Source organism: Microbacterium sp. KSW4-4, from assembly GCF_023091185.1.
Taxonomy (GTDB): Bacteria; Actinomycetota; Actinomycetes; order Actinomycetales; family Microbacteriaceae; genus Microbacterium; species Microbacterium paraoxydans.
This window is the reverse complement of sequence record NZ_JAHWXJ010000001.1, coordinates 1,852,900-1,866,926: the sequence shown is the minus strand read 5'-3', so window position 1 is coordinate 1,866,926 and position 14,027 is coordinate 1,852,900. Positions and strand designations below refer to the sequence as shown.

13 protein-coding genes are annotated in these 14,027 nt (G+C 70.7%); 12 read left to right on the top strand and 1 reads right to left on the bottom strand.

Annotated elements, in window-relative coordinates; all coding sequences use genetic code 11:
* Positions 1-109 precede the first annotated feature (109 nt).
* Positions 110-1,324, bottom strand: coding sequence for an ROK family protein (locus KZC57_RS09290; protein ID WP_217583766.1), 1,215 nt, complete (start codon positions 1,322-1,324; stop codon positions 110-112).
* Positions 1,325-1,417: 93 nt separating this feature from the next.
* On the opposite strand from KZC57_RS09290, the gene KZC57_RS09285 reads away from it, so the two are divergent.
* From KZC57_RS09285 to KZC57_RS09230, 12 genes are all read left to right on the top strand, one after another.
* The gene (locus KZC57_RS09285) at positions 1,418-2,746 is read left to right on the top strand and encodes an ABC transporter substrate-binding protein (protein WP_281732333.1); all 1,329 of its coding nucleotides are present in this window, start codon (positions 1,418-1,420) and stop codon (positions 2,744-2,746) included.
* A complete protein-coding gene (locus KZC57_RS09280; protein ID WP_172400071.1) occupies positions 2,743-3,687 on the top strand; it encodes a carbohydrate ABC transporter permease in 945 nt (314 codons plus the stop codon). The genes KZC57_RS09285 and KZC57_RS09280 overlap by 4 nt, the downstream gene beginning before the upstream one ends.
* Positions 3,687-4,565 carry a carbohydrate ABC transporter permease gene (locus tag KZC57_RS09275; protein WP_060923493.1) on the top strand — a complete coding sequence of 293 codons (879 nt, stop codon included), beginning with the start codon at positions 3,687-3,689 and terminating at the stop codon, positions 4,563-4,565. Before KZC57_RS09280 ends, KZC57_RS09275 begins: the two co-directional genes overlap by 1 nt.
* 37 nt (positions 4,566-4,602) lie before the next feature.
* Complete coding sequence (locus KZC57_RS09270; protein ID WP_083370948.1) at positions 4,603-6,294, top strand: glycoside hydrolase family 13 protein; 1,692 nt, start codon at positions 4,603-4,605, stop codon at positions 6,292-6,294.
* A 64-nt stretch (positions 6,295-6,358) separates the two neighbouring features.
* Complete coding sequence (locus tag KZC57_RS09265) at positions 6,359-7,366, top strand: metal ABC transporter solute-binding protein, Zn/Mn family (protein WP_247641562.1); 1,008 nt, start codon at positions 6,359-6,361, stop codon at positions 7,364-7,366.
* On the top strand, positions 7,363-8,214 hold the full coding sequence (locus KZC57_RS09260) for a metal ABC transporter ATP-binding protein (protein ID WP_374206604.1): 852 nt from the start codon (positions 7,363-7,365) through the stop codon (positions 8,212-8,214). Before KZC57_RS09265 ends, KZC57_RS09260 begins: the two co-directional genes overlap by 4 nt.
* Positions 8,211-9,083, top strand: coding sequence for a metal ABC transporter permease (locus tag KZC57_RS09255; RefSeq protein WP_370670668.1), 873 nt, complete (start codon positions 8,211-8,213; stop codon positions 9,081-9,083). Before KZC57_RS09260 ends, KZC57_RS09255 begins: the two co-directional genes overlap by 4 nt.
* A gap of 119 nt (positions 9,084-9,202) precedes the next feature.
* Complete coding sequence (locus KZC57_RS09250; RefSeq protein WP_025102734.1) at positions 9,203-9,619, top strand: Fur family transcriptional regulator; 417 nt, start codon at positions 9,203-9,205, stop codon at positions 9,617-9,619.
* The gene (locus KZC57_RS09245) at positions 9,616-10,656 is read left to right on the top strand and encodes a permease (RefSeq protein WP_060923446.1); all 1,041 of its coding nucleotides are present in this window, start codon (positions 9,616-9,618) and stop codon (positions 10,654-10,656) included. The genes KZC57_RS09250 and KZC57_RS09245 overlap by 4 nt, the downstream gene beginning before the upstream one ends.
* Positions 10,649-11,461: a TIGR03943 family protein gene (locus KZC57_RS09240; RefSeq protein WP_217583776.1), complete on the top strand. Its 813-nt coding sequence runs from the start codon at positions 10,649-10,651 to the stop codon at positions 11,459-11,461. The genes KZC57_RS09245 and KZC57_RS09240 overlap by 8 nt, the downstream gene beginning before the upstream one ends.
* Complete coding sequence (locus KZC57_RS09235; protein WP_247641561.1) at positions 11,451-13,298, top strand: hypothetical protein; 1,848 nt, start codon at positions 11,451-11,453, stop codon at positions 13,296-13,298. The genes KZC57_RS09240 and KZC57_RS09235 overlap by 11 nt, the downstream gene beginning before the upstream one ends.
* 1 nt (position 13,299) lies before the next feature.
* Positions 13,300-14,022, top strand: coding sequence for a DNA-3-methyladenine glycosylase (locus KZC57_RS09230; RefSeq protein WP_308194415.1), 723 nt, complete (start codon positions 13,300-13,302; stop codon positions 14,020-14,022).
* Positions 14,023-14,027 lie beyond the last annotated feature (5 nt).

Here is a 14,027-nt window from a genome sequence, read left to right as displayed (position 1 = left end):
CTGACCCCGACACAGGGGTTCGCGCGGGAACAGGCTGTCAGGGGTGGAGGGGCCTGAACTCGCGTGCTTGCCTGTTCTGGCGGGGGGAGGGAGAGGGAGAGGGAGGGGGTCAGGCGGTGAGACGCTGTTCCGCGAGGCGGGGAACGGCCCGTTCCCGGGCGGCCTTCCGGGCGGTCGCGACGGCCCCGGCTGACACGACCTCCGCGCCGAGCGTCGAGGCGAGGATCTCGGGTGCGGGCAGGTGCAGCTCGTCCGGGAGGATCCGGCGGGCGGCGGCCAGCACGGGTTCGATGCTCTCCGCCACGGCGCCGCAGATGATCACGCGCGCGGGGTCGTACATGCTGCCGAGCACCCCGACGACGCGGGCGAGGGTGGCGCCCACGCGCTCGGCGACGCGGAGGGCGTCGGCGTCTCCGGAGGCGGCGAGCGTCAGCACCAACCGGGGATCGACCGGCCCATCCGCCACAAGCCGGCCGATGGGTCCGTCGGCGGCAGCCTCGCCGTCCGCGACGGCGGCCCGGGCGTGCTCCTCCAGCGCGTGCCGCAGCCCCACCGCCGAGCCGACGCCGACGATGTGGTCGAACACCACGCCCTCGCCGACGCCGCCGTGGGCGCCGTGCAGTACATGCCCGTCGACGACGACGCCGCCGCCGAAGCGCTCGCTGGCGAGCAGGGCCACGTAGTCGCGGCAGTCGACGGCGACCCCGAGCGTCCCCTCGGCGATCGCGGCCAGCTGGGCGTCGTTCTTGACCTCGACCACCGGTGCCCAGTCGCGCAGAGCGTCCGCGAGGCCGGGGTTCGTGCGTTCCCAGAAGCCGTCGGGGTGCGGGGGTGAGATGCCGTCGCGGTTCACGGGGGCGGCGACACCGGCGCACACGGCGAGCACGCGATCCGGGGGCACCCCGGCCTCGTCGCGCGCGGTGGCGAGGTGCCGCAGGATCGTCGCCCGGCGGTCGTCGGCGCTCTGCGCGGGATCGACCTCCACGCGATGATGCACGAGCGTGCGGTCGAGCAGATCCGCGACGGTGACCGCGAGGTGCGTGTCGCCGGCGTCGATGCCCATCACCACGCCGAGGTCCGCCGCGAGGGCGAAGCGGCGCGCGGGGCGTCCGGAGCGGTAGTCGCCGATGGCGCGCGCGTTCGGCAGCTCGCGCAGCACCTCGGCGGTGACGAGCGTGTCGATGGCGTCGATGGCCGTGGAGCGGGTGAGCGAGGTGCCGGCCATCGCCTCGGTGGCGGTGAACTCGCCGGCCGTCCAGGCGAAGTCGAGCACCGCGCTCACACTCGCGCGGCCGGTGCCGAGTCCTGTCGAGACCTCTGCCACTCCCCTTGACCTTTCTGTCGCCCAGATGAGACAGTACCTCTAGACGGACTAAATTCGCTCACTAGATTTACTCCGCGGATCTACGAAAGGACGATGGTGTCTGCCACACGATCACGGGCGGTGCGCTGGGCCGCCGGAGCGCTCGGCCTCGTGCTGACCGGCACGGCGCTCACGAGCTGCGCCGCCGGAGGTGGAGCGGAGACCATCCGCTTCACGTTCAGCAAGCGCGAGGCCATCCCGTTCATGACGGAGCTCGTCGCCGAGTACAACGCGTCGCAGGACGACGTGCGGGTGGAGATCGACACGTCCGGCGTCGACGTCGTCTCCGCGAGCTTCGTCCGGGGCAATCCGCCGGACATCATGCTCGCCAACTACAACTACGAGGTCGCCCGGTTCGTGCAGCGCTGCGCGCTCACCGACCTCTCCGACACCGAGGCCGCCGACGGGATCCGCGACGACCTGCAGCCGCTCATGGACCAGTACGGCTCCTGCGCGGGCCGCACCAGCGCCCTGCCGTACTCGGTCATGGCCGCCTCGGTCATCTACAACAAGCAGATCTTCGCCGAGCAGGGCCTGGAGGTGCCGCAGACGTGGGACGAGCTCCTCGCCGTCAGCGACAGCCTCCGTGAGGCCGGGATCGACCCGTTCTACGCCACCTTCAAGGACGACTGGACGGTCGGGCAGGGGTGGTACGACTACGCCGTCGGCGGCTCGCTCGACGTGCTGGCGTTCTTCGATGCGCTCGCCGCCGAGGGCACCGATGTCGGCCCGGACTCGGAGGTCTCCTTCGAGAAGGACTTCGCGGAGCCGATGGACAAGATGATGGTGCTCGCGGACGAGTACACGAACGAGGACGCCGCGAGCCGGGCGTACGGAGACGGGAACCTCGCCTTCGCGAAAGGCGAGGCCGCGATGTACCTGCAGGGGCCGTGGGCGTTCAGCGAGATCGCCAAGACCGACCCCGACCTCGACCTCGGCACCTTCCCGCTGCCCATGACGGACGACCCCGCCGACCTCGCGGTCCGCGTGAACATGGACCTCGCGGTCATGATCCCGGAGGAGTCGAAGCACCAGGAGGCCGCACGCGACTTCCTGGAGTACCTCTACCTTCCCGAGAACATCGAGGAGTACAACGCGTCGCAGCTCGGGTTCACCCCGACGACCGACGCGGCGCCGCCGGACGACCCGCGCATCGAGGGCATGATCCCGTACTACGACGAGGGCCGGATCTACCAGGGTCCCTCGGTGCTCGTCCCGAAGACCCTCCCGATCTTCAACTACGCGCAGGCCATGGTCCTCGGCGCCGCCCCGTCGTCCATCCTCCGCACCATGGACGCCGACTGGGCTCGCATCGCCTTCCGCGCCCCCATCCCGAGTTCCGAGGATTCCGCATCGGGCGAGACAGAGGAGTCCGCGCCATGAGCACGACCACGACCACCGGCGCCGACGCCGGGACGAGCACCACCGCGATCCTCACCGGCGGGCCGCGGAAGATCCGCCGCCACACGCGCCGCGTCGAGCCGATCTACTACCTGTTCCTCCTGCCGACCCTCGTGATCTTCACGCTCGCGATCACCGTCCCCGGCGTGATCGGCATCTTCTTCAGCTTCACCGACTCCATCGGCATCGGAGAGTGGAGCTTCAACGGGCTGACGAACTACATCGCGCTGTTCAGCGACCCGGCCATCCTGCAGAGCTATCTCTTCACCTTCGGGTTCTCGATCGCGACAGTGATCGTCGTCAACGTCATCGCGTTCCTGCTGGCGGTCGGCCTCACGTCCCGCATCCGGTTCAAGACGGGCCTGCGGACGATCTTCGTGATCCCGATGGTGATCTCGGGCATCATCATCGCCTACGTCTTCAACTTCCTGTTCTCGAACTCGATCCCCGCGGCGGGCGCGGCCACCGGCATCCCCTGGCTGGAGACGAGCCTGCTCGCCAATCCCGACCTCGCCTGGGTCGCGATCGTCATCGTCACCGCCTGGCAGGCGGTCCCCGGCACGCTCCTCATCTACATCGCCGGGCTCCTATCGGTACCGGGTGAGGTGTACGAGGCGGCGAGCATCGACGGCGCCAGCCGCACGCAGCAGCTCACCCGCATCACCATCCCCCTCGTCGCCGGATACGTCGTCATCAACGTGATCCTCGGCTTCAAGGGGTTCCTCAACGCCTACGACATCATCGTCGGCCTCACCAACGGCGGCCCGGGCACCGCCACCCGCAGCGTCGCGATGACGATCATCGCGGGCTTCAACGGCGGCGACTACGCCTACCAGATGGCCAACGCCACGATCTTCTTCATCGTGGCCGTGCTCATCTCCGTCCTCCAGCTCTCGCTGACCCGCGGAAGGAACACGTTCTGATGTCGACGGAGACCCTCACCACCATCCCCGCGGACGGACGCCGGAAGCGGCAGAAGATGGAGCGCGTCAACTGGTCGGGCACCATCATCCTGATCCTGTGCACGGCGACCATCCTCATCCCGCTGTACGTGACGATCTCGATGGCGTTCAAGACCACCGGCCAGGCGGTCGACGGCAACGCGTTCTCGCTGCCGGCGCCGTTCAGCATCGACGGCTTCGTGCAGGCGTGGACGTTGACGAAGTTCCCGGTCGGCGCCGCGATCTCGCTGCTCGTCACGGCAGGGACGGTCATCGCGACGATCGTCCTCGCGGCCTTCGCGTCGTACGCGATCGTGCGCAACTGGGACCGCCGGCTGTTCCGGTACTCCTTCTTCTATCTGCTCGCGGCGATGTTCATCCCGTTCCCCGTCGTGGCGCTTCCGCAGATCCAGCTCACCGGGCGCGTCGGTCTCGACAACCCGTTCGGCGTGATCGTCCTCGCCACCATGTTCCAGCTCAGCTTCAGCGTGCTGCTGTTCACGGCGTTCCTGCGCTCGATCCCGATCGAGCTGGAGGAGAGCGCGCGGATCGACGGTGCCACGACCTGGCAGACGTTCTGGCGGCTCATCTTCCCGTTGCTCGCGCCGATGAGCGCCACGGTCGGCATCTTCGCCTTCCTCTACGCCTGGAACGACTTCATGATGCCGTCGCTGATCATCTCCGACCCGGCGCTGCAGACGCTGCCGGTGCGGCAGAACCTCTTCCAGAACCAGTTCAGCAACAACTACAACGTCGCCTTCGCCTCGTACCTGATGGCCATGGCGCCCGCGATCGTCGCCTACCTCTTCACTCAGCGCTGGGTGATGGAGGGCGTCACGCAGGGTGCCGTCAAGGGCTGACCCGACCCCCGCAAGAAACAAGGAGAGCCTCTTCCTCATGACCGATTCGCTGCTCACCGCGACCCGCGAAGACGACAAGACCGCGACCTGGTGGCGCCAGGCCGCCGTGTACCAGATCTATCCGCGGAGCTTCGCGGACGCCGACGGCGATGGCCTGGGCGACATCCCCGGCATCGTGTCTCGCGCCGACTACCTCGCCGAGCTCGGCATCGACGCGGTGTGGCTGAGCCCGTTCTACCCGTCGGAGCTCGCCGACGGCGGGTACGACGTGGCGGACTACCGGAACGTGGATCCCCGTCTCGGCACGCTCGACGACTTCGACGCCATGGTCGAGGCACTGCACGCGCGGGGCATCCGCGTCGTCGTCGACATCGTCCCCAACCACACCTCCGACCAGCACGCCTGGTTCCAGGAGGCGCTCGCCGCCGGCCGCGGTTCCGCCGCACGGGAGCGTTACATCTTCCGTGAGGGCACCGGCCGCGACGGCGCGGAGCCGCCCACCGACTGGGTGTCGGTCTTCGGCGGCAGCGCCTGGGAGCGCGTCGAGGACGGCCAGTGGTACCTGCACAACTTCGCCGTCGAGCAGCCCGACCTGAACTGGGACCACCCGGAGGTGCGCGAGGACTTCCTCACGACGCTCCGCTTCTGGTCGGACCGCGGCGTGGACGGCTTCCGCATCGACGTGGCCCACATGCTGACGAAGGACCTCACCGAGCCGCTGCCGTCGCGCGCCGAGCTCGACGCGATGGACCGCACCTCCGGTACGCATCCGATGATCGACCGCGACGACGTGCACGAGATCTACGCCCAGTGGCGGGCGGTCTTCAACGAGTACGACCCGCCGCGCACCGCGGTCGCCGAGGCGTGGGTGGAGACCCCGGAGCGCCGCGCGAAGTACGCCTCCGCGGAGGGACTCGGGCAGGCGTTCAACTTCGACCTGCTCGTCGCCGACTTCGATGCGGCGGACTTCCAGCGCATCATCGCCGACAACCTCGCGCAGGCGCAGGCCGCCGGCTCGTCGACCACCTGGGTGCTCTCGAACCACGACGTGACGCGGCACGCCACACGTTACGGCCTGCCGCCGCTGCGCGGCCGCGCGGTCAAGCAGGGCACCGAGTGGGTGCGCGCCGGGGGCCCGGAGGAGGGCCTCGACCGCGAGGGCGGCCTGCGCCGGGCGCACGCCGCGACGCTGCTGCTGCTCGGCCTGCCCGGCAGCGCCTACCTCTATCAGGGCGAGGAGCTGGGCCTGCACGAGGTCGCGGACATCGCGCCCGACCAGCGTCAGGACCCCGGGTTCTTCCGCGGCGCGGACTTCGACGGCCTCGGCCGCGACGGCTGCCGCGTGCCTCTGCCATGGACGGCGTCCGGCAGCTCGTACGGCTTCGGAGCCGCCGGCGCGCACCTGCCGCAGCCCGGCTGGTTCGCGGAGCATGCCGTCGAGGTGGAGGACGCCGACCCCGGCTCGACCCTCAACCTGTACCGCGAGGCGCTGCGGCTGCGGCGACTGCTGCAGACCGGGGAGACGCTCGAGTGGATCGACACGGGTCGGGAGGACGTGCTGCGGTTCCGCCGCCCGAACGGGTGGGAGGTCGTGACGAACTTCGGTACCGCGCCGTTCGATCTGGGCGCTGCGGCCGACGACGCCGTGCTGTCGACCGTCGCGTTGGACGGATCCGAGCTGCCGGGCGAGGCCACGGTGTGGGTCGCCCCGGTGGCGCTCGCGAGCTGAGGCAGGATCGATGGGGCGAGGGCCGGTTTGATAATGGTTCTCATTAGCGTTTAGAGTGGGACCCATGAAGAAGCCCGCCCTCGCCCTCACGCTCGCCTCGGTCGCCGCCCTCTCCCTGGCCGGATGCTCGTCGACCTCGGGCGCGGCGGAGGACGACGGCGCGGTGACGGTCGTCGCCAGCACCAACGTCTACGGCGACATCGCCGCGCAGGTCGGCGGAGACCGGGTCGACGTCACCTCGATCATCGACTCGGCCACCCAGGACCCGCACTCCTACGAGGCGAGCGCTCGCGACCGCCTGACGCTGCAGAAGGCCGACCTCGTGGTGGAGAACGGCGGCGGCTACGACGCGTTCATCGACAGCCTCCTGCAGGATGCGCAGGACCCGCACGTCGTCACCGCGGTGGAGTTCTCGCACGACTACCCGGGCAACGAGGGTCACGACGAGGGCGAGGACCACGATCACGCCGATGACGAGTCCGCGACGGACGAGGCGCACGATCACGAGGCCGAGGGGGAGGACCACGCCGGCCACGATCACATCGAGGGCTTCAACGAGCACGTGTGGTTCAACCCGCACACGATGATCCACGTCGTCGAGGCGATCGCCGACGAGCTCACCGATATCGACCCCGACGGCGCCGACACGTTCCGCACGAACGCGGACGAGCTCGTCGCGGAGCTGGAGGGCTTCGAGGGCGACCTCGAGGCGATCAAGGCGGACGCCGCCGGTGCGACGGTGTTCATGACCGAGCCGTTGCCCGGATACCTGGCCACGGCCGCCGGGCTCACCGACGTCACCCCCGAGGGCTTCGCGGAGTCGGTGGAGGAGGGCAGTGATGTCGCGCCCGCCGTGCTGCTCGAGGCGCTGCAGGTCGTCGGGTCCGGCGATGTGACCGCCGTGCTCACCAACGCCCAGACCGGCGGCGCGGAGACGGAGCGCGTGGAGAAGGCCGCGGAGGACGCCGGGGTGCCCGTGGTCGCGTTCACGGAGCTGCTCGAGGACGGATCGTCGTACTCTGAGTGGATGAGTGACGCGATCCAGAGCCTCGCCGCCGCCGTCCAGTCGTGAGCGGAGCCCGTTCACAGGCTCAGGGACCCGCGAGGGAGACCGGTCCGGTCCTCGAGATCGCCGACGGCGCCCTGCAGCGGGGAGACCGCGAGCTCTGGTCGGGACTCGACCTCACGGTGCAGCCCGGCGAGTTCATCGCGGTCCTCGGTCCGTCCGGCTCCGGGAAGACGACGCTCCTGCGCAGCATCCTGGGACTCCAGCCCCTGTCCCGCGGCAGCATCCGCGTGGCCGGCGAGCCCGTGCACCGCGGCAACGCCCGCATCGGGTACATCCCGCAGCAGCGCGCGCTCGCGCCCGACACGAGCATGCGGGCCCGCGACCTCGTCGCCCTCGGCGTGCAGGGCAGCCGCTTCGGCTTCCCGGTCCCGCACCGCGGCGACCGGGCGAAGGTCGACGCGCTGCTGGCCGCGGTCGGGGCGACATCGTATGCGGATCGCCGGGTGGGCCTGCTCTCCGGCGGGGAGCAGCAGCGCCTCCGGGTCGGACAGGCGCTGGCCGACGAGCCCGCGCTGCTCCTCTGCGACGAGCCGCTGTCGAACCTCGACCTCGCCAACCAGGTCGCCGTCACCGACATCATCGACAGGCAGCGTCGGGAGCGCGGGGCCGCCGTGCTCTTCGTCACGCACGACGTCAACCCGATCCTGAACCGCGTCGACCGCATCCTCTACATCGCCGGGGGCCGGTTCCTCCTCGGGACCCCGGAGGAGGTGCTGCAGACCCGCGTGCTGACGGATCTCTACGGCACCCCGGTGTTCGTGCTCCGGGCCGGCGACCGCCTCGTCGTGGTCGGCGTCCCCGATGCGGAGCCGCACCATGACCACGACCACGAGCACGGGGGCGCCGCATGACCGCCGCGTCCGCCCTCGTCCCGATGGTCGGCTGGGACGACATCTTCTCCTTCCAGGACTACGGCGAGCTCGTCGCCCTGCTCTCGAACTCGATCATCGCGGGTGCCGTGCTCGGCCTCGTCGGCGGCCTCATCGGGGTCTTCGTCATGCAGCGCGATCTCGCCTTCGCGGTGCACGGGGTGAGCGAGCTCTCCTTCGCGGGAGCGGCGGCGGCGCTGCTGTTCGGCGGCAGCGTCGTGCTCGGCTCCCTCGGCGGAGCCCTCGTGGCGGCGATCCTCATCGGGGTCCTCGGCGCCAAGGCCAGGGACCGCAACTCGATCGTGGGCGTGCTCATGCCGTTCGGGCTCGGTCTCGGCATCCTGTTCCTGTCGCTGTACGACGGCCGCAGCGCCAACCGGTTCAGCCTCCTGACGGGGCAGATCGTGTCGGTCTCGAGCCCCGACCTCGGCTGGCTCATCGGCATCAGCCTCGTGGTGCTGCTCGGTCTGCTCGTGATGTGGAACCCGCTGCGCTTCGACTCGCTCGACCCGGAGTCGGCTGCCGCCCGCGGGGTGCCCACCCGCACCGTGAGCCTGCTGTTCATGGTGCTGCTGGGGCTCATCGTCGCGGTGAGCGTGCACATCATCGGCGCGCTGCTGGTGATGGCGCTGCTGGTGACGCCGGCGGCCGCGGCCATGCGGATCACGGCCGGCCCTGTCGCGGTGCCGGTGCTGGCGGCTGTGTTCGGGTTCGTGTCGGCCGTCGGCGGGATCCTCCTCGCGCTCGCCGGAACCCTCCCGGTGAGCCCCTACATCACGACCCTGTCCTTCACGATCTACGTCGTGTGCTGGATCGTGCAGCGCGTCCGTTCCCGCGTCACCCGGGTCTGACCCTGCTTCAAATCGCGCACTTTGCTCCATCTCGGCCGGGGATGCCGCCAATCGGGCGATTCGAAGCGGGGAGGGCCGCTCCCAGCCCTCGCCAACCGTCCCGGCCTAGAATCGAAGGCATGGCTCAACGGAACACCTGGCAGCGCGAACGCGTGCGCGAAGCGCTCGCCGACGCGCGCGGTTTCGTGAGCGCACAGAGCCTCCACGCGACGCTCCGCGACGACAACACCGGGATCGGCCTGGCCACGGTCTACCGCGCTCTCGCCGGGCTCGCGGCCGCGGGCGACGCCGACTCGCTGCAGAGTCCTGAGGGGGAGGCGCTCTACCGGGCGTGCACCACTCAGGGCCACCACCACCACCTCATCTGCCGATCCTGCGGCCTCACGGTCGAGATCGAGGCGAAGGACGTGGAGCAGTGGGCGCATCGCACGGCCGCCCTGCACGGGTTCACCGAAGCCGCCCACGTGGTCGACATCTTCGGGCTCTGCACCCCCTGCGCGAACAAGCGCGACGCGGAGAGGGCTGCGACAGCGTGACCGCCCCGGCACGAACGGCCACCCGTCCGGGCCACACGCACCGTCGAGCGCCCTCACCGCGCTCGACGTGGATCGCCGTCGGCATCGGCGCCGTGATCGTCGCGGCGCTGTTCCTCATCGACGCCTTCCTCCCCACCCTCTTCCCCGCCTCGCTGCCGACCCGGGCACAGGACGGTCTGACGCTCGCCCTCAGCGTGCTCATCGAGGCGCTGCCGTTCGTCGTGCTCGGCGTGCTGCTGTCGATCGTCGTGCAGGTCTGGCTCCCGGCGGACGTCATCCACCGCTGGCTCCCGCGACGGGCGTGGGCTCGCCGGGCCGTGCTCTCCCTGCTCGGCATGCTCATCCCGGTCTGCGAGTGCGGAAACGTCCCGTTCGCCCGCGGGCTCATGATGCGCGGACTCGCCCCCGCGGAGGCGCTGACCTTCCTCATCGCGGCGCCGATCGTCAACCCGATCGTGATCCTCACGACGCACGCCGCGTTCGGCTGGGACGGCGGCATCCTCGTCGCGCGTCTCGTCGGCGGCTACCTCATCGCGAACCTCATCGGGTGGATCTACAGCCGCCACCCCTCGCCGGAGTCGCTGCTCACACAGCGCTTCGTCGACACGTGCGAGCGCGTCACGCACGAACCGGGGACCCCCGTGCGCCGCAGTCTCACGCAGTTCCTCGTGGAGCTGCGGGCCGTGATGCCGGCGCTCGTGATCGGCTCCGCGCTCGCCGGGGCCGTACAGGTGCTCATCCCGCGCGACGTCCTGCTCACGATCGGCGCCAACCCCGTGCTGTCCATCGTCGCGATGATGCTGCTCGCGATCGTCGTGGCGATCTGCTCCAACGTCGACGCCTTCTTCGCGCTGTCGTTCGCGTCCACCTTCTCCTCGGGGGCGCTGGTCGCGTTCCTCCTCGTGGGGCCTCTCGTCGACATCAAGATGCTCGCGCTGATGCGCACGACCTTCACCACCAGGACGCTCGTCGGCATCACCGCCGTCGTGCTCGCGTCGGCCTTCGCGATCGGGATCGGGGTGAACGTCCTTGCCTGAGCTCTCCGCCCGCTCCCGCGCCCTCGCCACCCGGTGGCTGGGGATCGGTCTCGCCTCGGTCGTCGCCGTCGTCACCCTCGGCCTCGCGGTGACCGACCGCCTCAGCCTCTACATCAGCCCGGAGTCGGTGTGGTTCGCATCCGCCGCCGCCGTCGTGACGCTCGCCGGGGCCATCTGGTCGTGCACACTGCCGCTGGGTGCCGAGGAGGACCACGGGCACGACCATGGCCCCGCGGCCTCGCGCTCCGCCGAGCCGGAGGCGTCCTCGTCCGACGAGACCGCGCACTCCTCCGGGCCGTCTCGCCGGCGTCTCGCGGGAGCCGGTGCGCTGGCCGGCGGTGTGGTCGCGACCGGCGTCGTCGTCTCCGCGCTCGTCCTGCCTCCCGCCTCGCTCTCGGTGGAACTCGCGATGTCCCGAGCCGGGGAGGAGAGCGCGCTGTTCGCCGGCGCCGACACCGTCGCCCTCGGGGTCGCGGACACGTCGACGTTCGGTGTGGGCGACTGGGCGAGCGTCTTCGCCGCCGCTACCAACACCACGGCGTACGACGGAGCCGCCGTCACGCTGCAGGGCTTCGTCACGCCCGGCGAGGGGGACGACGTCAACCTCACACGCCTCGTGATCACCCATTGCGTCATCGACGCCCAGACGGCGGCGCTGCCGGTGAGTGTGGATGCCGACGCGTACAAGACGGGTCAGTGGGTCGAGGTCACCGGGACGGTGCGGGCGGACGAAGACGGCTCCCTGCACATCGAGCCGACCGACGTCGTGGCGATCGACGAGCCGAAGGACCCGTATGAGTACTGACGACGAGCGGCCGGAGTCGCCCGACGTCCCACGCACCCGCGCCGAGCTGCGTGCTGCCAGGGAGGCCGCGGAGCGCGCTGCGGAGGAGCAGACCGCGGCGGAGCGCGCGGCAGCCGAACAGGCCGACGCGGAGCTGGTCGCAGAGGAGCGAGCGGCCGTGGAGCGCATGGCGGCGGAGGTCGCCGCCGAGCAGGCAGCCGTCGACCGGGAAGCCGCAGCGGAGCGCGAAGAGGCCGAGCGCGAAGAGGCCGAGCGTGCGGCAGCGGAGCGCGAAGCCGCCGCACGTGCTCCGGAGGAGCCGGCCGCCGGCATCCCCGCGATCCCGCAGGCGCCCGAACCGGTGTTCACCTCCGCGGGCCCGACGTCCGCTTCCCGAGCAGACGGCGTCGTCGAAGACGCGGCGGAGCCGGGCTGGACGCCCACGACCGACCTCCCCGCCGACGACGGAGCGCCGCGGAGCGCCCCGTGGTCCCGCCGCCGGTTCCTCGTCACGATCGGCGCCGTCGTCGGAGTGCTCGTGCTCGTCGGCACCGGCCTCGGAATCGTGAGCCTCCTCCAGGGCCCCCGGGTCACCGACGTGCAGGTCGACGCCGCACAGGCCATCGAGTCGTCAGGGAGCCGCGTCATCCTCACGGCGAATCAGCCGCTCTCCGCGATCGATCCCGAACAGGTCACGGTCGAACCGTCGGTGCCGTTCACGGTCGATGCCGCCGGTCGCGGCGTGGGCGTGCGGTTCACGGTGCCGCTGGACGACGACACGACCTATACGGTGACCGTCGCCGGGGTGACGGGCGCCGGAGGAGGCCCGACCGCAGACCTGACGACGTCCTTCGAGACGCCGGCGTCGTCGATCTTCCTCCTGCGCCGCGACCCGGATGGCGACGACATCATCTTCCGCACCGACCTGAGCGGCGAGAACGCGCAGCCGGTGTTCTCCCACCCCCGCATCGACGACTTCCGGGCCACGTCCACGCAGCTCGTGGCCGCTGTCGAGGACGACGACCAGTCGCGGCTCCTCGTGATGGACAGGGACGGCTCCGACCAGCGCGAGCTCGCGTTGCCCGGCGAGGGCTACGTCGGCGCGATCCAGGTGTCCGAGCGCGGCAACCTCGTCGGCTACAGCTACTCCGATCGCGAGCTCAGCGACACCGAGGGGCGTGCGAGCGTGCTCGTCACCCAGTCGCTGAGCGGCGACGACGAACCCCGCATCGTCGAGGTCGGCGACAAGGAGGTGAGCGTCTTCGTGTGGCAGTTCGTGCCCGACAGTGCGGCCGTCCTCTTCATCGACTTCGACGGCGCACTGTCCCTCGTCGACCAGTCGACCGATTCCGGTGTGCAGTCCCTCGGCCTCGCGACGACCATCCAGGGCATCTCCCGCGGCACCTACACCGCCATCGTGGAGCGGCTGGACGGGTCGGTCGTCGAGCTCGACCTCGCGGACGGATCCGAGGAGCCGCTCGCCGCGTCCGAGCCGGATTACGGCACCGCCACCTCCATCACCCCGTTCCCCGGCGGGACGCTGCGCCACGTCGTCGCCCGGGATGAGGGTGGCCTCCCGGTGGGGCAGGCCGTGATCCGCGTCGACGACTCCGGAGCCGCCACGCCGCTCGTCGAAGTGAGTGCGGCCGACTCGATCCTCCAGGCCTGCGCGTCACCGAGCGGGCAGTACGCCGCCGTGGTGATCGCGCCGGACATGGCGGACAACCCGTACGACGGCATGCTGTTGCCGCTGCCGGAGAAGCTCGAGACGCACCTCATCGACATGAAGACCGGGGACGAGATCGTCGCGCTGACCGGCTTCGATGCGTCCTGGTGCCAGACGGCGCCGCGGTTCTGACGTGACGGAGCCCGTGACGCTGCGGCGCGCGACCCGCGACGACGTGATGAGCTCCGCCGTCGAGGTGGCGCCGACCCTCCTCGGCGCGGAGCTGCGGACCGTGGTCATCGAGGACGGCCTCCCGGTCGAGGTGCGCGTGCGCATCACCGAGGTCGAGGCGTATCACGGGCAGGGCACGGGGGCGGTCGCCGACCCCGGGTCGCACGCCCGCATGGGGCGCACCGCCCGGAACGCGACCATGTGGGGCGAGCCCGGGCATCTGTACGTGTACCTGAGCCACGGCATCCATTCCTGCGTCAACGTGGCCTGCGGCCCCGAGGGGCAGGGCGACGGGGTGCTGCTGCGTGCCGGGGAGATCGTGTCCGGCGTGGAGGCGGCGGCCCGGCGACGACGTGCGGTCCCGCCGCTCGGCCGCACCGCTCTTCGGGACCTCGCGCGCGGACCAGGGCGGCTCGGACAGGCCGCGGGGCTACGGCACTCCCTGCACGATGGCCTGGACGCCATCACGGGCGAGGAGCAGAACGGCGCCAGGGCGGAGTTGTGGCTCGGCTCTCCCATGGCGGACGTCGTCCAGGGTCCGCGGGTGGGGGTGGCGGGCATCGCCGGGACGGACGCTTTCCCCTGGCGCTTCTGGATCCCCGGCGACCCCACGGTCTCGGCCTTCCGGTGGGGGCGGGGCGCCGCCGACGCTTCGAATCGCGCGAATGGCGGCTTTTCGGCCTGAGATGG